The following is a 20,998-nucleotide window of genomic DNA, read 5'->3' on the forward strand; positions in this document are numbered from 1 at the left end:
GAGCTTGGGCCTCAAGCTCAAGAGCCTCCACCTCGATCGCGTCGCCGGCGGCGGCGTGTCGGGTGTCGCGGTCTTGAGCTCCGGGCACCTGTCCTTGCAGGCTTGCTCGCGGACCGGATTCGCCGCGGTCGACGCGCGCGGATGCGCCGGGCTGACGCCGTCAAAGGCGCTGCTCGCCCTCGCCAACGCCTTCGAGGCGCGCGAGGGAGTCATCCAGCGTAAGCGGACGGCTTCCGACCTTGCCGTGCCTGCCCTGCGCGTCGTGCTTCCCAGCCCGCGCAAGGCCCAGCGCCAGAAGGCCCAAGCGAAGGCGGCTTAAAAGAGAGTTTCTCTCTTTTGCATCGGGCGACTTCCCTTTCGGGGAGCCGGCTGTCCGATGCGTGCTGCCCTTGCCGAACTGACCCACTTCCAGCAATAGGTTGCCGCGATCGGACATGCTCCGATCGCGGCTTTTAGTGTTTGTGATTTTCCGAGAGCGCGGCGCTTAGCTCACGTGGCCTTCGCGCAGCCGGGCGGATTCCTTCGCGGGCTCCGCAGCCTTGAGCGCGTCCGTCGGCAGCAGAGATGCGCCAGCGTTCGGCGCGAGACGCGAGAAGAAGAAAATCGACGCCGCAGACACGAATCCGACCAGAAGGAAAACTGGCGGGAAATGCGCGGCGTCTACGGCGTTGCCGCCTTCCGCGAACTGCATGAACTGCAGCCCCATTGCGGCGATGGTGACGCCGACAGAGCCCGAAAGCTCCTGACAGGCGGCGGCGAAACTTGTCGCGCGACTCAATTTTTCCGGGGGCACGTCGGCGTAGGCGAGCGTGTTGATGCTGGTGAATTGCAACGAGCGGGACAGTCCGCCGGCGAGAAACAGGGCGACGATCAAGAGCGGCGGCGTGCTCGATGCAAAGAGCGAAGGCAGAGCCGCAAACAGGCTGGCTATCACGGCGTTGATGATGAGCACGCGACGGAAGCCATAGCGCCGGAGGATAGCGGCGGCCTGAGTCTTCATGAACATGGCGCCGATGCCGGTGGCGAACGTCATCAGTCCTGACTGGAAGGCGGTCATGCCAAAGCCGGTCTGAAACAGCAGCGGCAGGAGAAACGGTCCGGCGCCAAGGCCCGTTCGGAAAAGAAAGCCTCCGACAACACCGGCGCGATAGGTTGGAATCGCGAGCAGGCGCAGATCGATGATCGGCGCGGGCGTGCGCAGCGCGTGCCAAGTGTAGACGGCGAGGAGCACCGCGCCGGAGAGCGTGATCAGGATGATCATATCCCGCTCGAGCAGCCCGAGCCCTATCAGGGTCACGCCAGTAAGGAAGAGCGACAGGCCGGGACCGATCAGCAAGAAACCGCGCAGATCGAACGTGCTCGAACTTTCCTCGCGAGTGTCGGGAATGAAGCGCGTTATGAGAAACAGGCCAACGACCGCCACCGGAATGTTGATCCAGAAAATCCAGCGCCAGTGGAAATAGGTCGTCAGGAAGCCGCCGAGCGGCGGACCGAGCACGGGGCCAACGAGCGCGGGCACGGTCAACCAGGCGATGGCGTTGATGATGTCCGTCCGAGGCACAGTGCGAAGCACGATCAGGCGACCGACCGGCGTCATCATCGCTCCGCCGATGCCCTGGAGGATTCGGGACGCGACGAGCGACCCCAGGTCCGAGGATACACCGCAAGCAATGGAGCCGGCGGCGAACACCACCATGGCCGCCCGGAAGACGTTCTTTGCCCCAAAACGATCCGCCATCCATCCCGACGCGGGAATGAAGACGGCGAGCGCCAGCAGGTAGGTCGTCAAAGCGAGCTTAAGGTGAATAGGGTTGGAACCGAGGTCCTTGGCCATCGCCGGCAAAGACGTAGCCAGAACCGTCGCGTCCAGGTTCTCCATAAAGAGAGCCGTGGCGACGATCAGGGGTATGAAATTGCGGCGGAAATTCTCAGTCATGGCGCCTTGTCTAGCACGCGTGAAACGGTCCTCGGTCACGCTTTCCGGCGCGCGCCTTGTGCAGGTCTCGGTTGCAAAACAGGTGCGGCATATGCCACCCGCCGAACCGCGGATAGGCGCCGATTACCCGCTTGAGTGGTGCGGGACCAGCCGACCTGAGCTATGCGCGTTTATCGGCCAGGCGCATAATCTGGTGTCCGGCACATAATAAACAACAGCACGGACTTTGCAGGGGCCGGACGAAGCTCCACAAAATCCGAGGCTTGGGAGTTGGGGAAACGCATAGCATGGTTACCAACAAAGTCATTTCCGCCGACGAAGCCGTCGCCCGTATCAAGGACGGCGCGGTCGTCACGACGACTGGGTTTGTTCAAAGCTGCATTCCAGAAGCTCTGCACGCCGCTTTGGAGAAGCGCTACGTCGAAACCAAAGCCCCGCGGGACCTTACCCTCATCATGTGCGCGGGCGCGGGCGACAGCAAAGGGCTGGGCACCGGCCGCCTCCATCACGATGGCCTCTTGAAGCGCGTCATCGCCGCGAACTTCGGGCGCATGCCCAAGGTTGCGCAGGCTGCCCAAGACGACAAGATCCAAGGCTACAACCTGCCGCAAGGCGTCGTCTCGAAACTCTACCGCAGCTGCGCTTCCGGCAGCCCCGGACTGTTCACGCGCGTTGGTCTGCACACCTACGTCGATCCGCGCCTCGGCGGCGGCAAGGTCAACACCAAGACCAAGGAAGACCTCGTCAAACTCGTCGAGGTCGATGGCAAGGAGTGGCTGTTCTACAAGGCGACGCCCATCGATGTCGCGTTGATCCGTGCGACGAGCGCCGATCCGCTCGGCAATCTCAGCATGGAGCGGGAAGCGCTCACGCTCGACGTGCTGGCGCAAGCGATGGCCGCTCATAACAACGGCGGCATCGTCATCGCGCAGGTCGAACGCATCGTCGCGGAAGGCTCGATCAAGCCGAAAGACGTGAAGGTTCCCGGCATTCTCGTCGATTGCGTCGTTGTCGCCGACCCGCCCGAGATGCATCGCATGAACTACGGCGTGATGTACGATCCAGGCCTTGCCGGCGAGGTTCGCGTTACCGTCGATAGTCTGCCGACGATGGAATTCGACGAGCGCAAGATCATCGCGCGGCGCGCCGCGTTCGAACTACCGCCGAACGGCGTCATCAACCTTGGCGTCGGCGCACCCGACGGCGTTGCTAACGTCGCCAACGAGGAGAAGGTCACGCCTTACCTCGTCATGACGACGGAAGCCGGCGCTGTCGGCGGCGTGCTCGCCGGCGGATCGAGCTTCGGCTCTTCGGCCAACGCGCACTCCATTCTCGACCAGAACCAGATGTTTGATTTCTATCACGGCGGCGGTCTTGATCTCACCTGCCTTGGCATGGCCGAGTGCGACAGCGTCGGCAACGTCAACACCAGCAAGTTCGGCGGCAAACTGAACGGCTGCGGCGGCTTCATCGACATCTCGCAGAACGCGCGTGCGGTCGTATTCGCCGGTACGTTCACGGCGGGCGGTCTCAAGGTCGCCATCGAGGACGGTAAGCTTCGGATCCTGCAGGAAGGCCGCGCGAAGAAGTTCGTACGTCAGGTCGAGCAGGTGACGTTCTCCGGCAAGTACGCGGCTCAGAAATCGCAGCCCGTCATTTACGTCACGGAGCGGTGCGTATTCCAGCTCACCGAGCATGGACTGGAACTGATCGAAGTCGCGCCGGGCATCGACATCGAACGCGATATTCTGCCGAACATGGCGTTCAAGCCGCATATCCATAAACCCGTGACGATGAACCCGCGGATTTTCCTCGATCAGCCGATGGATCTGCTTGCTGATCTCCTGAACCAGAACCTCAAGGATCGCGTGACGTACGATCCGGCGAGGAACATCATGATGGTCGATCTGCAAGCGTGGAGCGTGCGCAAGAAAGCTGACGTCGCCGATCTTCGAAAGGTGCTGGTCGACGCCTGCAAGGACCGCGGCAAGCGCGTCGATGCGATGATCAATCAGGACGGCTGCCGCATCGCCGAAGACCTTTACGATGAGTATGCCGACATGGTGGCGTACGTCACGAAGAACTACTACGGCCGTTCGGCGCGCTACGCGACCAGCGCCGTCACGCGGCAGAAGCTGCAGGAGGCATTGCGCCGCCGGGGACTTGACACGCACGTGTTCGAGAACGCGGACGCGGCCTTCGAGTCGCTCGAGCGCCAAGCCGCGGAATAACGGCTTCCGGCGAGGCCGCGCGACTTCTCTTTGGAAGCCGACTGCCCGGCAGAATGGGCTCGCGCGGAGCATGCCTGGAATGCGCTCGCGGTGCGTGCGGCACTTGATGGGGTAAATGATCGTCGCCATCTATTCGCGACTTCAGCCTCATCAGGTGCATCATGGAACATAGCATTTTCCGCGTCTTCGACTCGTCCGATGCAGAACGCGAGAGCGCTTCACGCGCCAGCGTCAGCCGTGATGACACCGCGCTCATGGACGCTTACAGCAACGCCGTCGTTGATGTTGTCGATGCCGTTTCTCCGGCCGTCGTGCACGTGCAGGTGAAGAGCAATCGCGGCGGGCGAAGCGGCCAGGGATCAGGAAGCGGCGTCATCGTTTCTCCCGACGGTCTCATCCTCACGAACAATCACGTCGTCGACGGCGCGCAGTCGATCACGCTGGCGCAGGGAGATGGACAGAACTTCGGAGCCCGGCTCCTCGGACGCGATCCCGATACCGATATTGCCGTTTTGCGCGCGGAAACCACCGAAAGGCTGAAGTTCGCGAAGCTCGCAGATTCCAACAAACTGCGGCCGGGGCAGATTGCCATCGCGATCGGAAATCCGCTCGGCTTCCAGTCGACGGTGACGGCCGGCATCATCAGTGCGGTCGGGCGGTCGCTGCGGGCCGAGAATGGCCGCTTGATCGATGACGTCATCCAGACGGACGCCGCGCTCAACCCCGGCAACTCCGGTGGCCCGCTCGTCAATTCGTCCGGGCACGTCATCGGCATCAACACTGCGACCATCATGGGCGCGCAAGGACTGTGCTTCGCGGTGGCCTCGAACACGGCTGAATATGTTCTGACCCAGATCCTCAGCCATGGGCGTGTACGCCGGGGCGTCATGGGGATCGTTGCGGAGCACGTCGTTCTTCCGCAGCGCATCCGTCACGCGTTGCAGCTGACACAAGCGGGGGCGATCGGCATCCGGAGCGTGCAGTCTGGAGGTCCGGCCGACGCGGCGGGCCTTAAGGCAGGCGACATCCTGATCGCGCTCGACGGTGTGGCGATCGCCGGCGTCGATGACGTCGCGCGCGTGCTCGACGCAAAGCACATCAACCAAAAAGCCATCGCGACCGTTCTTCGCGCCGGCGAGAAGCTTGATTTCACGATCGTTCCTGAAGAGCGGAGCTGATCGCGGCCGGCTGCTCACAAAATGGTGACCCTGTCGGCGAGAAGATGCTGACAAGGGTCACCGATTCTGTAACGTCTACTCACCTCAAGCTGGCGGTGAGCACCATGACATACCCGACGCGTTTGGCCTTATTCGTCAGCGTTGCTGCGCTCCTGTCAGCGGCGGCTTGGCAGGCATGTTCCGCTGGTGATGCGCCCCAGGCTCCGACAGCTGTCACAAACCAGCATCCCTGGACCGTTCCCGACATCAACACGCTGCCCGATGACACCTGGGGCAAGACGGTTCGCTATGGGCGCGATCTGATCAACAAAACCTCCACGCTGATCGGGCCGGAAGTGCGCGACGCGTCCAAGCGGTTCGCGGGCAACAATCTCGATTGCCAGAATTGCCATGTCGAAGGTGGCGCGAAGGAATTCGGTCTGCCGCTCGTGGGCGTATCGGCGAAGTTTCCATCGTACTTCGCCCGAACCGGACGGGTTGGGACGCTCGAAGATCGCATCCAAGGATGTATGGAGCGGAGCATGAACGGCAAGCCGCTGCCTATCGATGGCGCCGAGATGACCGCCCTCGTCTCTTACATGAAGTTTCTCTCGACCGGACGTGCCATCGGCAGCGACACGTTCGGGTCGGATGCGGGAAGGATAAAAGAGCTTCAGCGAGCGGCGGATCCGGTCAAAGGCCGGACGGTCTACGCCAACACCTGCGCCGGCTGCCATGGCAACGACGGACAGGGGCAACGAAACGGCGCGGTTGGCGATGCGAAAGGCTATCTGTTCCCGCCGCTCTGGGGGCCGGACAGCTTCAACGACGGCGCTGGAATGGACAAGCTCATCAACACCGCAAACTTCGTCCACAGCGATATGCCGGAGGGCACGTCGTGGAAAAATCCGGTCGTATCGCGCGAGGATGCGTGGGAGGTGGCAGCCTACGTTATTTCTCAGCCGCGACCCGCGATGGCAAATCTGGATAAGGACTATCCAAACAGGCTCGAGAAGCCCATCGATACGCCGTACGGTCCCTATGCCGACACATTCTCAGCCGAGCAACACAAGTACGGACCGTTCGGCCCAATCGCAGCGGCGATAAGGGCCCTTGATGCCAATCGCGAGCAACCGCACGACTGATGGCATTACTCGCGCGTCATGCCTTTGGCCGCCAACTCTTCGAGATACGACCCCCAACGCTGATCCATCTCTCGGCCGATCAGGTGGAGATAGCCCCACGTATAGAGACCGGTGTTGTGTCCGTCATCGAATGCGATGCGGGTCGCGTAATTGCCCACCGGGGTCATGCCGGCAATCTTGACGTGCTTCTTTCGCGGCACAGTGATGCGTTGGGAAGGCGAGTGGCCTTGAACTTCGGCTGACGGGCTGACGACGCGAAGAAATTCAGCCGGCAGCTCGAAGGTTCGACCGTCAGGGAACGCCGCCTTCAATGCCTTGCCGCCCTCGATGATTTCCAGCAGCGGGGGCGGCGTGAGCGTACCCTTCGCGCGTTCAACCTCTGACCACGTGCGCGCTGAGATCTCGCGGAAGATCGCCGCGTACTGGCTCTCCGGCGCCGCAACCGTCACGGGCTTGCCGCTGTCGGATGTTTCGCGAATGTCCATGTGAAGCGGGACCTCGCCGAGGAACGGGACGCCAAGTTTCTTGGCCTCAACGCGCGCGCCGCCATGGCCGAAGATGTCCGAACGCTCACCGCACTTCGGGCAAAGGAAGTAGCTCATGTTCTCGACGATGCCGAGAATGGGCACCTCGACCCGCTTGAACATCGCGATGCCTTTGCGAGCATCGATGAGGGCGAGGTCCTGCGGGGTAGAGACGACGACAGCTCCTGAGAGCGGTACGCTTTGCGAGATCGTCAGCTGAACGTCGCCAGTACCGGGCGGCATGTCGATGATCAAGACATCAAGATCGCCAGTGCTGCCTGCCCAGTCCGTTTCGCGGAGCATCTGGCTTAAGGCCGAGACGACCATGGGTCCGCGCCAGACGACCGGCGTTCCTTCATCGACGAGGAAGCCCATAGACATGACCTTGAGGCCCCAGCCTTCGAGCGGCGTGATGGTCTTGCCGTTGGCGACCTGAGGTTTGCCGGTGACGCCGAGCAGACGCGGCTGAGAGGGCCCATAAATGTCGGCGTCGACAATGCCGACCTTCAGCCCGATCGCCTGAAGGCCGAGCGCGAGGTTGACAGCCACGGTGGACTTGCCGACACCGCCTTTGCCTGATGCGACGGCGATGACGTGCGTCACGCCGGGAATCGCCTGTGCCTTCGGCGCGGGCTGAGCGCCAGCCGCGGCGGCCTGGCGAGGACCAGCGCCATCACCCATTGCGCCTTTCGCACGCGCCGCCTGGACGCGCGGGTGCTCAGGCGGCGCACCGGAGACGGCTTTCACCGGTCCTCCTGCAACGCGCGTTTCGCGATGCTGCCCGCCGGTGGCCTCAGCGGTCAGCACGGCGGTCACACCGGAAACGCCGCTAACTTCGGACACGACCTTCTCGGCAGCCAGGCGAAGCTGCTCAAGTTCTTCGGCGCGGCTCGCGGGGATGGTGATCGAGAAATACGGATGATCGTCCTTGATGAAGATCTCGGACACGAGACCGAGGTCAACGATGTTGCTTTTAAGATCTGGGCCTTTGACCCGACGCAGGGCCTCGAGGACCTGTGTCTTATCGACTGGCATGAGCGTCTCCCGGAAGCGCCGATGGGGGCGCTGCATTATTATCCTGGCCATATAAGTCGGCCGGACGCTGGTGGGAAGCCACCAATGGTGGCGCGTGGCGGCACGTCATCGAAAGGAGCCGCTTGCGATGCGGTAAGCGACGGCCTAATCGTGGGACATGCCGTCGTCGGATCACATCGTGGGCATTATTCTTGCGGGCGGTCGCTCGCAGCGTTTCGGGGGTGGGGACAAGGGGCTTGCCACAGTGGGCGGCAGATCCATTCTTTCGCGCGTCATCGACCGATTTCGACCACAGGTGTCGAGGTTGATTTTGAACGCCAATGGCGACACGCAACGCTTCGCCCAATTCGGCCTTCAAATCGTTGCCGATGGCGACAACCCTGAGCTCGGGCCGCTCAGCGGATTGCTCGCAGGCATCGACTGGGCACAAGAGCATGCGCCTGGCGCACGGGTCATCGCGACTGTTTCCGCAGACGTACCGTTTCTTCCATCCGATCTGGTTGAGCGACTTGAGGTTCACCGAAACGACGGGGTTGCAGTTGCGGAGTCAGGCGGACGCCGCCATCCGACGATCGGGCTTTGGCCCATTACGACTCGCCCAGCCGTCGCCGATGCGCTGACGCGCGGCGCACTCAGTGTCGATCGCCTGGCAAGAGATCTTAATGCAGTTGCGGTCTCTTTCCCGATGGGCGAAATTGGGGGCACAGAAATCGACCCGTTCTTCAACATCAACACGCGCGATGATCTTTCCGCTGCGCGTGTCCTCGCCGAGAAGTCGATAGAAGGATGATCACCGTGGGCAAAGTCTTCCCCTCACCTGGAACGCTGCCTCTGTTCGGCATTGCCGGATGGTCGAACTCAGGAAAGACCACGCTGATCGAAAAGCTGGCGACGCACTTCTCAGGCGAAGGACTGCGCGTCGCAACGATCAAGCATACGCACCACAAATTCGATATCGACACGCCCGGCAGCGATACGGCGCGGCATCGTGCGGCGGGCGCCGCCGAGACCGCGATCGTCTCAGGCACGCGCGTCGCCTTCATCGAAGAGATCGATTCCGCAGGCGAGCCTTCGCTGGAAGCAGTGGCTGCACGGTTGCGTCCGGCAGACATCATCCTGGTCGAAGGCTTCAAATCGGCGAACATTCCCAAGATCGAGGTTCGGCGCGCGGCGGCCGCGTCAGAGAAACTGCTCGTTTCGTCCGATCCGCTGGTTCTTGCGATTGCGGCGGATCACGAAGTCGATGCGCACGGAAAGCCCGTGTTCGATCTTAACGATGTCGACGGCATCGCCGGCGTCATCGCTCGAACGCTTGGGCCATTCGCTCAGGCCTGGAAGCGGGCTAGTGGCCGGTAAACCCGGTAAATGTCCGCAAAAGCTCGCCGTTAAGCGCAGCTAGGCCGATGACCCAAAGCACCGAGGCCACGATGAAGCCTAGTATGAAGTAGCCCGCCGGACTTTTCATTTGTTACCCCCTGACAGATCGATTTTCTCTACAATGCCGAAGAATGTGACGCGAGCCCCCTCGCTTGTTCTTGACGGCTGAGCCCCCGATATACGATGTCAATTCCCTTCCCGGGAGAAGGTCTCATGGCGGCCGACACGGCCCAAGCTGCTGGAATTCCTTTGGTCGACCCGTTCGGGCGCTCGATCGAGTATCTCCGCGTGTCGGTCACGGACCGGTGCGATTTTCGCTGCGTCTACTGCATGACAGAGCATATGACCTTCTTGCCGAAGAAGGATCTTCTGTCGCTGGAAGAACTGGACCGGCTTTGCGCCGCTTTCATCCGCCGCGGCGTCCGCAAAATTCGCATCACAGGCGGCGAACCGCTCGTGCGTCGCAACATCCTTTGGCTGTTTCGTGCCCTCGGCCGCCATCTCGATAGCGGCGCACTCGACGAGCTGACACTGACAACGAACGGCAGCCAACTCGAGAAGTATGCGTCCGAGCTTCATGCGGCGGGCGTGCGCCGGGTTAACGTCTCAATCGACACGCTTGATCCGGACAAGTTCAAGACCGTGACGCGTTGGGGCGATCTCGCGACTGTACTTCGCGGCGTTGAGGCTGCGGAAGCGGCGGGCATCAAAGTGAAATTCAACGCCGTCGCGCTCAAAGGCATCAACGAAAATGAGATCGAGGGCATGATCCGCTTCGCGCACGCGCGTGGCGCAGATCTCACGCTCATCGAGACGATGCCGCTCGGCGATATCGGCGACGACCGCACGGATCAATATCTGCCGCTCTCGATCGTTCGGGCGCGCCTCATGGATCCGTTCACGCTCGAAGACAGCCCGCATCGGACCGGCGGGCCTGCACGCTACGTCACGGTGAAGGAAACCGGGGGACGCCTTGGGTTCATCACGCCCCTCACGCACAACTTTTGCGAAAGCTGCAATCGTGTGCGGGTGACGTGCACGGGTAGGCTCTACATGTGCCTTGGGCAAGAGGACGACGCGGATCTGCGAGGGCCGCTGCGGGCCTCGGCCGATGATGGACTGCTAGACGCCGCGATCGAAGAAGCTATTTCTCGGAAGCCGAAGGGGCATGACTTCGTTATCGACCGGCGCACGAAAAAGCCGGCAGTGGCCCGTCACATGAGCGTGACCGGCGGCTAACTTCCGACCGCGGCCATCTCAGGCAAGAACATTCCTGACGACATTTTTGATTTGATCGAGCGTGAACGGCTTCGAAATCGAGAGCAGCTTGCGGACCCGCAACCGTGCGGCGCGCTCGAGTTGATCCGAGAAGCCCGACATGAGGATGACAGCTAAACCGGGACGAAGCGCCAGCGCTTTCTCGGCCAGCGTGATGCCATCGACCTGAGGCATGTCGACGTCGCTGATCAAGATGTCGATATCACCCCAGGCGCCGTTGAGTTCATCAAGCGCCTCTTGTCCGTCCTGGGTGACGTGAACCTGGTGACCATCGGAGGTCAAGGCGCGGCGAACGAGGTCGCGCACGGCGCCATCGTCGTCCGCGAGCAAAATCTTCGCCATCAAGCCGTCTCCCCGAATTCGATCTGGTCAATCGACGATGCGGCCGACGAAAGGCAGCTCGCGATAGCGATGCGCGACATCCATGCCGTAACCCACGACGAAGACGTCGGGGCACTCGAAGGCACAGTAGTCCGGTTCGATCGATACGGCGCGGGTGGCCTTCTTGTCGAGAAGAACGCAAGTTTCGATGCTCTCGGCGCCCCTGGCGGCGATCAGATCCTTGGCGAAAGCCAGCGTGCGGCCGGAATCCAGAACGTCGTCGATCAGGATGACATGACGGTTCTGAACATCGAGATCGAGGTCCCGCAAAATCGATACCTGGCCCGAGGAAACCCGGCTCTTGCGATAGCTGGACAGCGTCAAGAAATCGACCTCCGGCGCCAGCCCAGCGCCATAAAGCGCGCGGATCAGATCAGCCGCAAAGACGAAGCTCCCCTTCAGGACGGGCACGACCAGCAGGTTTTTCGGCTGCTTAGCGGCGATTTCGGTGGCAAGGACCTGGAGCCGGACGCGGATATCCTCAGCGGAGTAGATCGTCTCGATGGTCGGGGTCTGACTTGTATCGCGCATGTCTCGATATCCTGGATCTCGCGGGCGGCGGAGCCTCCGTGACTGTGGAGGTTCCTGTGTACACGACCGCGCCACAATCGTAATCGATTGATCATTGTGTCTTCGACGTGTCTATAGACACCGGAACCCTTAAAGAGCGCAGTATATCCACTATCAAGGCTGAGACCTCTTGATTCGCTTGTCGAATGTCGGACTGAAATACGAGGGGGGACCTGAAGTCCTGTCGGACGTGACATTTCATCTGCGGCCGGGGTCCTTTCACTTCCTGCACGGGGAATCCGGTGCGGGAAAAACCTCTCTCCTTCGGCTGATGTTCATGTCGCTCCATCCGACGCGGGGCGAGATCCGCATGTTCAGCGAAGACGTTTCAAAGGTTAATCCGCAGAAGCGCGCGCAGATGCGCCGGCGTATCGGAATCGTGTTTCAAGACTTTCGCCTCCTCGATCACCTGACGGTGTGGGAAAACGTCGCGTTGCCGCTGCAGGTGGTGGGTAAGAAGCCCGGCGACTACCGCGAGGACGTCACGGATCTGCTGCAATGGGTCGGACTGGGCGACCGAATGTATGCTAATCCATCTGTGCTTTCGGGCGGTGAAAAGCAGCGCGCAGCCATCGCGCGGGCCGTCATCGGCAAACCCGAAGTGCTTCTCGCGGACGAACCTACGGGCAACGTCGACCCGCAGATGGCGCGGCGGCTTTTGCGGCTTTTCGTCGAGCTCAACCGGCTCGGCACCTCCGTCGTGATCGCGACGCACGATCATCAGCTCATGCGGCAGTTCAAGGCGCCGCGCATCGAGGTGCACAAGGGCCATGTCCGGATCATCTAGCCATTTCCCCGGACGGACCGAGCCAGCGATGCCGCTGCCGGGCTACGATCCCTATGACGATCCGGTGACAGCGCGTACCGGCGGATATCCTGCATACACGGCCGAGCCGACCCTCACGGCCGATGATCCGCAGCGTGAGGCGAAGCAAGTTAAAGACCGCGATCGCGGCCGCAAGATGAAGGTGACCGCGCCGGTCGTTCCCCCGGGGTCGGTCACGGGACGCTCGCTCACGCTCGTCATCGCCATCATGTGCTTCCTGGCCTGCCTCACGGCAGGCGCGGTCTGGATGATCAAAGAATCCTCCGATGCCTGGCTCAGCGATATCTCGAGCGAGGTTACGGTGCAGGTCATTCCGCAGGACGGCGGCGACATCGAAAAGGCCATGGCGGACGTCGTGACGTATCTGCAGAGGCAGCGGGGCATCGCCGAGGTCCGGGCCATGAGCCTCGATCAATCGGCTGAACTGTTGCAGCCGTGGCTTGGCTCGGCCGATGCGCTGAAGTCTCTGCCCGTGCCGCGCCTGATCGCGGTTGAGGTCGATCGGGCCAATCCTCCTGATCTGCCGCAGATCGGCCAGGATTTGGAAAAAACTTTCAAGGGCGCTTCCCTCGACGATCATCGCCGCTGGCAGCAGCAGATCCGGGCCGTCACACGTTCCTTCGCGCTCGGCGGATTGGCAATCCTGGCGCTCGTCGCCGCTGCGACGACCGCGATCATCGTCTCGGCGACGCGCAGCGCCATGGCCTCCAACCGCGAGATCGTTGAAGTGCTGCACTTCGTCGGCGCGACCGACAAGTTCATTTCCCGCGAATTCGAAAAGCATTTTCTCCGGCTTGGTATCAAGGCCGGCATCGTCGGCGCGGCGTTCGCGATGCTGGTCTTCATGAGCATGCCGGCAATCATGGATCTTCTCGGCGGGGGCGCCGTCAGTGCAGTCGAGATGCAGCGGCTCATCGGAACAGGTTCGCTCGATGCCCTAGGCTACGTGATCTTAGGATTCGTGGTCGTCACGATCGCGGGCCTTTGCATGGTGACCTCCCGCATGGGCGTGTATCGGATCCTGCATGGAAAGCACTAACCGCAGGCTCACGGCTCAAAAGCTCCGCAGTGGGAACGTTTGCCGCTGTGATTTGCCAGGCACAGCAGACACCTCAGGCAATGTGACGACTGCCTGTCGGGGATAAAATCGGCTAAGGTCGCCCGACGGTCATCGTGCGCAGCGGGCAATCACGAACGACATCCGGCACCATGAAAACGATCTCGAAAGCACTGGTTCTGGCGCTTGCGCTCGGCTCGGCCGCGCTGGCGTTCGGATTCGTGCTGTTCGCCGTGTCGGTAACGCGTGACGATGCGTCCGGCTGGGACAAGGCTGACGGCATCGTGGTGTTGACCGGCGGCGACAACCGTATCGAGGCGGGCGCCAAGCTCATGAGCGAGGGGCGCGCGCGGCGCATGCTGATTTCGGGCGTCAACCGCAAGGTCAGCCGTGAGGAGATGCAGCGTCTTCTCAGTATCGACAAACAGCTCTTCAACTGCTGCGTCGATCTCGGCTATGAAGCGCTCGACACGGTCGGCAACGCCGACGAGACGCGGACTTGGGCGAAATCGAATGGCTATACGAGGCTCATCATCGTGACGTCGCGCTATCACATGCCCCGCAGTTTGGCGGAGCTTGCGCTGGTGATGCCGGGCGTCGCGCTATTGCCATATGCAGTGACCCCGCGCCGCTTTCCCGAGACGGCTTGGTGGCTGCACCCGTCTACGACCCGCGTGCTGCTGTCGGAGTATCTGAAATTTCTTCCGGCTGTTGCCCGGCTGACGGCTCAGCGCCTCATTGACTGGCACGACGGGCAGTCGGTCGCGATCATGCCGCAGAAGCGCACCGATGGCTGAACCTAAACTGTCGCCATCATTGCCACCGCCGGGTGCTCTGGTCATCATCCGATCGCTGATCTACTTCGTCGTCTTCTATGTCGTGACGGCGCTCTATCTCGTGCTTGGCTCCTGGCTCCTCGTCGGACCGCGGTCTTGGGCCATGAAGGGTCTTGAGGTGCACGGACGGACCTGCGTCTGGCTGCTGCGTCTCATCTGCGGAACCAAGCTGGAGGTGCGAGGCCACGAGAACCTGCCGAAAACCGGATGCCTCGTTATCTCGAAACATCAGTCGGCGTGGGATACTTTCGGGCTCATCTCGCTCTTTCGCGATCCGGCGATCGTTCTCAAGGACGAGCTGAAGTGGATCCCCTTTTACGGCTGGTTCTGCGTGAAGTTCGAGCACATCCTGGTCAAGCGCGAGAAGGCTTCGGCCGCGCTCAAATCCATGATCCGCGATGCCAAGCAGCGGATCAGTATCGGGCGCGAGGTCGTGATCTTTCCGGAAGGCACGCGGACGATTCCTGGCGCTCCTCCCGATTACAAGCCCGGCTATGTTGCCCTCTACGAAGCGCTTGGCGTCGTGACGGTGCCGCTGGCGTTGAACTCGGGCCTGTTCTGGCCGCGACGGAGCCTGTGGCGCTATCCCGGCACCATCGTCGTCCAGTTTCTTCCGCCGCTGCCACCGGGCCTGCCGCGCGCTGAGTTTCGCACCCGGATCGAGACCGCCATCGAAGCCGCGAGCACCCGGCTCATCGAGGAAGCGGCGCGCGGCCCTTCGCCTCCGCCGCTCGCGACGCTCAAAGAGCGTACGATCGCAGACTGAGTTATCCACATCCGCAGTTCAAGGATGATGTTTGCGGGCCGCAATGGCCAATAAATCCGCATGCGGCAGGAGCTTTGTTGTGCACCGCGGTCATTCCGATGTGGCACGATTGCGGCTCTATTGTTTTGCAATCACGGAGCCATCTCATGCGTACTACCGCTCGGCTGTTGTCAGCCGTTCTCGCCGTCGGAGGCGTCGCTGCCATGGCAGCCGCACCGGCGCAGGCCAAGGAATGCTTTAATAAAGCTGCAGAGGGCGTCGCGCTCACTGAGGGGCTTGCCCACTTCCAGGTCGATGCCGCTCTTCTGCAGTCGACGGACTGGAGCATCTATTTCACATGGGTGTCGGGTAACGGCACGCCGGGCTACACGTTCGGCCCTCGTCGCTACAAGTGCAGCCCGGCAGCGATCGGCTGGTCCTGCCATGGCGAAGCCAAGCTCTGCAAACTCTAAGCTTCTGATCATTCAGGGCTTCAGGGCCGTCCGCTCGCGCCGCTTCGTCGGCCGTCGAGCGGGCGGCTTTTTCGTCTTCTTACCCATCACACGATTTCATTTGACGGAAAGCTCTACAGAACATATAGTGAACATAGATTGAAGGTAGGCTCGCAACACCCATATTCCGATCACACCCATGAGCGCGATTTTGTCAGGTCTGCCCGCGATTTCCGATGCCATCTGGCGGCGAAAATATCGTTTCGCCGGGCACGACCGCGCGCCTGCTGACCACAGCATCGAGGACACATTCCGGAGAGTGGCCAAGGCCGCCGCCTCGGCAGAGACGGCTGAGCAGGCGAAGTGGGCGGCGGCCTTCTATGAGGCTATGGCGGACTTTGGCTTTCAACCTGCCGGCCGGATTCTGGCCGGAGCGGGCACGGATCGCAACGTCACGCTGTTCAACTGCTTCGTGCTTGGCGCCATTCCCGATGATCTGACCGGCATCTTCGATAGCGTCAAGGAAGCGGCGCTGACGATGCAGGCCGGCGGCGGCATCGGTCACGACTTCTCGACGCTGAGGCCACACGGCGCCGCGGTGAAAAGCATCGGGGCTGACGCTTCCGGTCCGGTGAGCTTCATGGACGTGTGGGACGCCATGTGCCGCACGATCATGTCGGCGGGGCAGCGGCGCGGGGCGATGATGGCGACGCTGCGCTGCGATCACCCTGACATCGAATCCTTCATTGCCGCGAAGTCGGACCCCCTGCGGCTCCGGAACTTCAATCTTTCCGTTCTCGTAACCGACGCCTTCATGGACGCCGTCAAGCGCGGTGCATCGTGGGATCTCGTGTTCGAAGGCAAGGTCTTCCGGACAGTCGATGCGCGCGCGCTTTGGGACAAGATCATGCGCGCGACGTACGATTATGCCGAGCCTGGCGTGATCTTCATCGATCGCGTGAATGCGGCCAACAATCTCGCCTATTGCGAAACGATTTCGGCGACCAATCCTTGCGGAGAGCAGCCGTTGCCGCCGTATGGCGCTTGCCTGCTCGGCTCGATCAACCTTGCCCGCTTCGTCGACGAGCCATTCACAACGCGCGCCAAAATCGATCGCGCGAAGCTCGAGGACCGCGTCACCACCGCGGTCCGCTTTCTCGACAATGTCATCGACATCTCGCGCTATCCGCTGGAAGCGCAGGCGCAGGAGGCCCGCGCCAAGAGGCGGATCGGTCTCGGCATCACAGGACTTGCCGATGCGCTGATCTTTCTGGGCTTGCCCTACGGCAGCGCAGCGGCGCGATCTGCGGCGCGCGAATGGATGGCAATCATCCAGAATGCCGCCTATCGCGCCAGCGCGGCATTGGCGGCTGAGAAGGGTGCCTTTCCCCTCTACGACAAAGAGGCGTTTCTCGCGCGTCCGAACGTTGCGCGCCTGGAGGACGATGTTCGCGCAGCGGTCGCCACGCACGGCGTACGCAACGGCTGTTTGACGTCGATCGCGCCGACGGGGACGATCTCGCTGCTGGCGGGGAATGTCTCGAGTGGAATCGAGCCGGTTTTCGATTTCGTCTACAAACGCCGCATTCTTGGCGAGGGGCAAACTGCAAGCGAAGAGACGATCGAGGACTACGCCTATCGGCAGTTCCGCGCGGCATTCGGCGAAGGCGCACCGCTGACGGACGCGTTCGTGACGGCAGAAACTCTATCGCCCAGGGATCACGTCGCCATGCAATCGACGCTGCAGCCCTATGTGGACAGCGCCATCTCGAAGACGATCAATTGCCCGGAGAACATTTCCTTCGAGGACTTCCGGGGCATCTACGCGGAAGCTTTTGCGCTCGGGCTTAAAGGTTGCACCACCTATCGACCTAATGCGGTGACGGGCGCGATCCTTTCGAAAGCTTCCGAAGCGCAAAGCGTCGAGCTTCCTGCGGTCGCAGCAAGCCGGACCATGGATGACCCGGCAAAGTCGGGCGACATCGTCTACATGACGAAGCCCCTCGAGCGGGACGCGGCACTCGAAGGCGTGACTTACAAGATCAAATGGCCGGCGAGCGCGCACGCGCTTTACGTGACCATCAACGACATCGTGCGCGATGGCCGGCGACGACCGTTCGAAGTTTTCATCAACACCAAGAACCTCGAGCACTACGCGTGGACCGTGGCTTTGACCCGGATGATCAGCGCCGTGTTCCGACGTGGCGGCGATGTGTCGTTCGTTGCTGAAGAGTTAAAAGCCGTATTCGACCCCGAGGGCGGCCGCTGGATGGGCGGGCGCTACGTCCCGAGCCTGCTCGCCGCTATCGGCGACGTGATCGAACAGCACATGCTGCACATCGGCTTCCTCACCCGTGAAGACGGCCTTGTCCGCGATCCAAACTTGGTTCGTCAGCCGATTGCGGCGGTCGAGCGTATGGGAGCTGTCGGCAGCCGCGATGATGAGGCGTCTCTGGATCGTTCGCTTGGCGGTGGCGCGAACCTTGGACAGGCTGCTGTTGCGGCGGCGCGCATATGTCCGAAATGCGGTGAGCGCGCGCTCCGGCATATCGAGGGCTGCTGGACGTGCACGAATTGCGATTATTCGCGCTGCGGCTGACGTCAGCTAATTAACGATGCGGATATTATTCGGGATGCTCAATTGGCGTCCGCGTCGTTCCAATCGCTAATTCGTATTTAGATTTGGACGCTATGGCCCCGGTCCTGCCGGGACGATTGTTTTTGTTTTCTCCTGTTCTCAACACCTCATTGACCATCAGGGCGTGATCAGGGCAGGCACGTCAAATTTTCGAACCAATGTTCACCATTCCTCACGGACGGGCGGGGTATAACGGTCTCAAGAGCAATACTCGGCGAAAGTGCCGATCAGGGGTGTGCGTATGAGTGCCGAAATAATCCAAATCGCCGAATTCCGGGCGCGCCGTAACCAGACCAGCGAACCGCAGCAGCAAGCAGCGTTCGCCGGTTATCCCGAACAGCCGCCGCGCTTCCACTTCTGGACCGGCGCTTCCGGCAAGCGCTACGTGCACACCGTCTACAGCTTGTTCGACTGCCCGACGCTCGAAGATGCCAACTACATCCTCGTACGCCGCACCGATCGCTCGGCGCGCGCCGTGCTCGCCATCGGCCGGCTCGCCAACAACTGCCCGTCAGAAAACCTCGCAGAGATCCGTCAGCATGCGGCGGCGCTCGGCGCCGATGAGGTTCACGTGCATCTGCTGGCATCGTCGCACGTCGAGGCCGAAGCTGTCGAAGCCGACCTCATCACCGCGCAATTCCTCAACGAACCGCATTCGGCGTAAAGCGCCGGTGAGGCCCGTCTAATCCGTCCCTTCCCGAACTTTTACGGCGCTCCGGCCAAAATCCGGCTGCGCCGTATCTTGTCCTGCCTGGATAATGCCGCGGCGGATTGAACGAGCCGTGGCGAAGAGACGTTGAAGTGTCTCGCCGTCGCCGAAGCGGATCGCACGCTGAAGCTGGATCAGGTCTTCGGAGAAGCGGCCCAGCATTTCGAGCACGGCTTCCTTGTTGTTGAGGAAAACGTCGCGCCACATGACGGGGTCTGACGCGGCGATCCGCGTAAAGTCGCGAAAACCTGCGGCAGAGAACTTGATGACTTCGCTGTCCGTCACGCGCTCGAGATGAGCGGCGGTGTTGACGATGTTGTAGGCGATGAGATGAGGAACGTGGCTGGTGATCGCCAGCACCATGTCATGATGCTCGGGCGTCATCACTTCGACGTTGGAGCCGAGCTTACGCCAAAACTCCTCAATCTTTGCCACCGCTTCCGGATCGGCGTCCGGCGCTGGCGTCAGAACGCACCAGCGGCCATCAAAGAGCGTGGCGAAACCCGCGTCCGGGCCGGATTGCTCGGTCCCGGCGATCGGGTGGCCGGGCACGAAATGCACACCTTCCGGAATGCTGGGCGCGATATCGCGAACAGCCGCCCCCTTCACCGAACCGACGTCAGAGACGATGGCGCCCTTTTCGAGATGCGGACCGATCGCTTCGGCGATATCCTTGAAGGCTCCGACGGGCGTGCAAAGAATGACGAGATCGGCGCCTTTCACAGCGTCCGCTGGATCAGCGTAGGCCTTGGTCGCGAGGCCCAATGCGGTCGCGCGCTCGCGTTCTTCCGGTGTAAGCGCGCTACAGACGGTCTCGCCAACCAGTCCTGCGCGCCGTGCGGCATGGCTAATGGATGATCCGATGAGGCCAATGCCGATCAGCGCCATGCGCTTGAACATCGGCTTTTTCTCGCTGTTGTCTCGAGCCATCAGGCTGCGCCTTTAAAATAACGTGTCAAAGCGTCGATCGCGCGCTTGTTGTCGGCTTCCGAGCCGATCGTCATGCGCAGCGCGTTGGGAAATCCGTAGGCGCCCACCTTGCGCACGATCACGCCTTGCGACTTCAGATATTCGTCGGCGCCCGCCGCCGTCTTGCTGCCGCTATCGGGGAAATGCATCAGCACGAAGTTCGCGACGCTCGGCGTGACCTTCAGCCCCAGCTTCTTCAACTCGGTCTCGACCCAGGGCAGCCATTGATCATTGTGGAGCTTGGCGCGCTCCATGTGCGCGATGTCCTCGATCGCCACTGCGCCTGCCGCAATGGCAGGCGAGGAGAGATTAAACGGGCCGCGAATGCGGTTGAGCACATCGGCAATTTCGGGCGGGCAGTAGGCCCAGCCGATGCGAAGAGCGGCAAGTCCGTAAATTTTCGAGAACGTGCGCGTCATGACCGTATTCGGCGTCGTGGCGACGAGTTCAATGCCCGCTTCGTAATCGTTGCGGCTGACATATTCGGAATAGGCGGCGTCGAGCACGAGCAGAATGTCGGGGCGCAAGCCAGCGCGCAGGCGACGGACCTCATCGATCGGGATGTAGGTGCCGGTCGGATTGTTCGGGTTGGCGAGGAACACCATGCGCGTCTTCGGCGTGACGGCGCTTAGAATGGCGTCGACATCGGTTTTCAAATCGCGCTCGCGAACGACGACGGGCGTCGCGCCATTGGTCAGGATGGCGATGCGATAGACGAGGAAGCCATGCTCCGTGTAGATCGCTTCGTCGCCGGGTCCCAGATAGCCGCGCGCCAGGAGACCCAACAATTCGTCGGAGCCCGAACCGCAGACGATGCGGGTGGCATCGAGGCCGTAGCGGCGCGCGATGGCTTCACGCAGCCGGGTCGCCTGTCCATCCGGATAGCGTTCGAGATCGCCAGCGGCAGACTTGAAAGCCTCGATGGCGGCCGGGCTCGGGCCAAGCGGTGTCTCGTTCGAAGAAAGCTTGGCCGGCGGCACGCCTCCGGCAACCTTGCTCTCGCCCGGAACATAGGCTTCGATCTCCAGGACGCCTGGACGTGCAATTGGCGCGGTCGCCACCATATAACTTCTCGATTTGTTGACCGAAATTGGGGGATTGGGGCGCATAGATAGGGTCTTCACCACTTGAA

The 20,998-nt window shown here is 61.7% G+C and carries 21 protein-coding genes; 14 read left to right on the forward strand and 7 right to left on the reverse strand.

Annotated elements, in window-relative coordinates:
- The coding region (locus EKK30_RS01630; RefSeq protein WP_290979268.1) for an S-adenosylmethionine decarboxylase at positions 1–319 on the forward strand (319 nt) is incomplete at its 5' end.
- A 165-nt stretch (positions 320–484) separates the two neighbouring features.
- Here EKK30_RS01630 and EKK30_RS01635 read toward each other — a convergent pair.
- Positions 485–1,975, reverse strand: coding sequence for a DHA2 family efflux MFS transporter permease subunit (locus EKK30_RS01635; RefSeq protein WP_290979271.1), 1,491 nt, complete (start codon positions 1,973–1,975; stop codon positions 485–487).
- Between the two features lie 248 nt (positions 1,976–2,223).
- On the opposite strand from EKK30_RS01635, the gene EKK30_RS01640 reads away from it, so the two are divergent.
- The 3 genes from EKK30_RS01640 (at position 2,224) to EKK30_RS01650 (ending at position 6,469) form a co-directional block, all read left to right on the forward strand.
- The gene (locus tag EKK30_RS01640; protein ID WP_290979273.1) at positions 2,224–4,167 is read left to right on the forward strand and encodes a malonate decarboxylase subunit alpha; all 1,944 of its coding nucleotides are present in this window, start codon (positions 2,224–2,226) and stop codon (positions 4,165–4,167) included.
- A gap of 161 nt (positions 4,168–4,328) precedes the next feature.
- Positions 4,329–5,345, forward strand: coding sequence for a trypsin-like peptidase domain-containing protein (locus EKK30_RS01645; protein WP_290979276.1), 1,017 nt, complete (start codon positions 4,329–4,331; stop codon positions 5,343–5,345).
- A gap of 104 nt (positions 5,346–5,449) precedes the next feature.
- Complete coding sequence (locus tag EKK30_RS01650) at positions 5,450–6,469, forward strand: c-type cytochrome (RefSeq protein ID WP_290979278.1); 1,020 nt, start codon at positions 5,450–5,452, stop codon at positions 6,467–6,469.
- Between the two features lie 5 nt (positions 6,470–6,474).
- Here the strand turns inward: EKK30_RS01650 and EKK30_RS01655 are convergent, their stop codons facing one another.
- Positions 6,475–8,028, reverse strand: a complete 1,554-nt coding sequence (locus EKK30_RS01655; RefSeq protein WP_290979280.1) for a P-loop NTPase — start codon at positions 8,026–8,028, stop codon at positions 6,475–6,477.
- Between the two features lie 178 nt (positions 8,029–8,206).
- On the opposite strand from EKK30_RS01655, the gene mobA reads away from it, so the two are divergent.
- Positions 8,207–8,818 (forward strand): molybdenum cofactor guanylyltransferase MobA, encoded by a 612-nt coding sequence (mobA, locus tag EKK30_RS01660; protein ID WP_366927310.1) that lies wholly within the window; start codon positions 8,207–8,209, stop codon positions 8,816–8,818.
- Complete coding sequence (gene mobB / locus EKK30_RS01665; RefSeq protein WP_290979286.1) at positions 8,815–9,384, forward strand: molybdopterin-guanine dinucleotide biosynthesis protein B; 570 nt, start codon at positions 8,815–8,817, stop codon at positions 9,382–9,384. Before mobA ends, mobB begins: the two co-directional genes overlap by 4 nt.
- Here mobB and EKK30_RS01670 read toward each other — a convergent pair.
- Positions 9,371–9,493 (reverse strand): hypothetical protein, encoded by a 123-nt coding sequence (locus EKK30_RS01670; protein WP_290979288.1) that lies wholly within the window; start codon positions 9,491–9,493, stop codon positions 9,371–9,373. The two genes, mobB and EKK30_RS01670, sit on opposite strands and share 14 nt — an antisense overlap.
- A 125-nt stretch (positions 9,494–9,618) precedes the next feature.
- On the opposite strand from EKK30_RS01670, the gene moaA reads away from it, so the two are divergent.
- Entirely contained in the window at positions 9,619–10,644 is a 1,026-nt protein-coding gene (moaA, locus tag EKK30_RS01675) for a GTP 3',8-cyclase MoaA (protein ID WP_290979291.1), read from the forward strand.
- Positions 10,645–10,662: 18 nt separating this feature from the next.
- On the opposite strand, the gene EKK30_RS01680 is transcribed toward moaA, so the two are convergent.
- Both EKK30_RS01680 and hpt read right to left on the reverse strand, forming a co-directional pair.
- On the reverse strand, positions 10,663–11,025 hold the full coding sequence (locus EKK30_RS01680; protein WP_290979294.1) for a response regulator: 363 nt from the start codon (positions 11,023–11,025) through the stop codon (positions 10,663–10,665).
- Between the two features lie 27 nt (positions 11,026–11,052).
- Positions 11,053–11,595, reverse strand: a complete 543-nt coding sequence (gene hpt / locus EKK30_RS01685) for a hypoxanthine phosphoribosyltransferase (RefSeq protein WP_290979297.1) — start codon at positions 11,593–11,595, stop codon at positions 11,053–11,055.
- Between the two features lie 169 nt (positions 11,596–11,764).
- Here hpt and ftsE point away from each other — a divergent pair, with 169 nt between their 5' ends.
- The 7 genes from ftsE (at position 11,765) to EKK30_RS01720 (ending at position 18,852) form a co-directional block, all read left to right on the forward strand.
- The gene (gene ftsE, locus EKK30_RS01690) at positions 11,765–12,421 is read left to right on the forward strand and encodes a cell division ATP-binding protein FtsE (protein WP_290979300.1); all 657 of its coding nucleotides are present in this window, start codon (positions 11,765–11,767) and stop codon (positions 12,419–12,421) included.
- Positions 12,405–13,499, forward strand: coding sequence for an ABC transporter permease (locus tag EKK30_RS01695; protein ID WP_290979303.1), 1,095 nt, complete (start codon positions 12,405–12,407; stop codon positions 13,497–13,499). The genes ftsE and EKK30_RS01695 overlap by 17 nt, the downstream gene beginning before the upstream one ends.
- Before the next feature lie 170 nt (positions 13,500–13,669).
- Positions 13,670–14,314: a YdcF family protein gene (locus tag EKK30_RS01700; RefSeq protein WP_290979306.1), complete on the forward strand. Its 645-nt coding sequence runs from the start codon at positions 13,670–13,672 to the stop codon at positions 14,312–14,314.
- A complete protein-coding gene (locus EKK30_RS01705; protein ID WP_290979310.1) occupies positions 14,307–15,119 on the forward strand; it encodes a 1-acyl-sn-glycerol-3-phosphate acyltransferase in 813 nt (270 codons plus the stop codon). The genes EKK30_RS01700 and EKK30_RS01705 overlap by 8 nt, the downstream gene beginning before the upstream one ends.
- Positions 15,120–15,265: 146 nt before the next feature.
- The gene (locus EKK30_RS01710; protein ID WP_290979313.1) at positions 15,266–15,571 is read left to right on the forward strand and encodes a hypothetical protein; all 306 of its coding nucleotides are present in this window, start codon (positions 15,266–15,268) and stop codon (positions 15,569–15,571) included.
- Positions 15,572–15,749: 178 nt separating this feature from the next.
- On the forward strand, positions 15,750–18,149 hold the full coding sequence (locus tag EKK30_RS01715) for an adenosylcobalamin-dependent ribonucleoside-diphosphate reductase (protein WP_290979316.1): 2,400 nt from the start codon (positions 15,750–15,752) through the stop codon (positions 18,147–18,149).
- A 280-nt stretch (positions 18,150–18,429) separates the two neighbouring features.
- Positions 18,430–18,852, forward strand: a complete 423-nt coding sequence (locus tag EKK30_RS01720; protein ID WP_290979319.1) for a hypothetical protein — start codon at positions 18,430–18,432, stop codon at positions 18,850–18,852.
- Between the two features lie 18 nt (positions 18,853–18,870).
- Here the strand turns inward: EKK30_RS01720 and EKK30_RS01725 are convergent, their stop codons facing one another.
- Both EKK30_RS01725 and hisC read right to left on the reverse strand, forming a co-directional pair.
- Positions 18,871–19,827, reverse strand: coding sequence for a prephenate/arogenate dehydrogenase family protein (locus tag EKK30_RS01725; RefSeq protein ID WP_290979322.1), 957 nt, complete (start codon positions 19,825–19,827; stop codon positions 18,871–18,873).
- The gene (hisC, locus tag EKK30_RS01730) at positions 19,827–20,930 is read right to left on the reverse strand and encodes a histidinol-phosphate transaminase (protein ID WP_290979343.1); all 1,104 of its coding nucleotides are present in this window, start codon (positions 20,928–20,930) and stop codon (positions 19,827–19,829) included. The genes EKK30_RS01725 and hisC overlap by 1 nt, the downstream gene beginning before the upstream one ends.
- Positions 20,931–20,998: the final 68 nt, after the last annotated feature.

The organism is Hyphomicrobium sp. (genome assembly GCF_003987855.1).
Lineage (GTDB): Bacteria > Pseudomonadota > Alphaproteobacteria > Rhizobiales > Hyphomicrobiaceae > Hyphomicrobium_B.

Coding starts and splice junctions, on each gene's coding strand:
- EKK30_RS01640 (WP_290979273.1), top strand. CDS start 2,224: ATGGTTACCAACAAAGTCATTTCCGCCGACGAAGCCGTCGCCCGTATC.
- EKK30_RS01645 (WP_290979276.1), top strand. CDS start 4,329: ATGGAACATAGCATTTTCCGCGTCTTCGACTCGTCCGATGCAGAACGC.
- EKK30_RS01650 (WP_290979278.1), top strand. CDS start 5,450: ATGACATACCCGACGCGTTTGGCCTTATTCGTCAGCGTTGCTGCGCTC.
- EKK30_RS01655 (WP_290979280.1), bottom strand. CDS start 8,028: ATGCCAGTCGATAAGACACAGGTCCTCGAGGCCCTGCGTCGGGTCAAA.
- mobB (WP_290979286.1), top strand. CDS start 8,815: ATGATCACCGTGGGCAAAGTCTTCCCCTCACCTGGAACGCTGCCTCTG.
- EKK30_RS01670 (WP_290979288.1), bottom strand. CDS start 9,493: ATGAAAAGTCCGGCGGGCTACTTCATACTAGGCTTCATCGTGGCCTCG.
- moaA (WP_290979291.1), top strand. CDS start 9,619: ATGGCGGCCGACACGGCCCAAGCTGCTGGAATTCCTTTGGTCGACCCG.
- EKK30_RS01680 (WP_290979294.1), bottom strand. CDS start 11,025: ATGGCGAAGATTTTGCTCGCGGACGACGATGGCGCCGTGCGCGACCTC.
- hpt (WP_290979297.1), bottom strand. CDS start 11,595: ATGCGCGATACAAGTCAGACCCCGACCATCGAGACGATCTACTCCGCT.
- EKK30_RS01695 (WP_290979303.1), top strand. CDS start 12,405: ATGTCCGGATCATCTAGCCATTTCCCCGGACGGACCGAGCCAGCGATG.
- EKK30_RS01700 (WP_290979306.1), top strand. CDS start 13,670: ATGAAAACGATCTCGAAAGCACTGGTTCTGGCGCTTGCGCTCGGCTCG.
- EKK30_RS01705 (WP_290979310.1), top strand. CDS start 14,307: ATGGCTGAACCTAAACTGTCGCCATCATTGCCACCGCCGGGTGCTCTG.
- EKK30_RS01710 (WP_290979313.1), top strand. CDS start 15,266: ATGCGTACTACCGCTCGGCTGTTGTCAGCCGTTCTCGCCGTCGGAGGC.
- EKK30_RS01715 (WP_290979316.1), top strand. CDS start 15,750: ATGAGCGCGATTTTGTCAGGTCTGCCCGCGATTTCCGATGCCATCTGG.
- EKK30_RS01720 (WP_290979319.1), top strand. CDS start 18,430: ATGAGTGCCGAAATAATCCAAATCGCCGAATTCCGGGCGCGCCGTAAC.
- EKK30_RS01725 (WP_290979322.1), bottom strand. CDS start 19,827: ATGGCTCGAGACAACAGCGAGAAAAAGCCGATGTTCAAGCGCATGGCG.
- hisC (WP_290979343.1), bottom strand. CDS start 20,930: ATGGTGGCGACCGCGCCAATTGCACGTCCAGGCGTCCTGGAGATCGAA.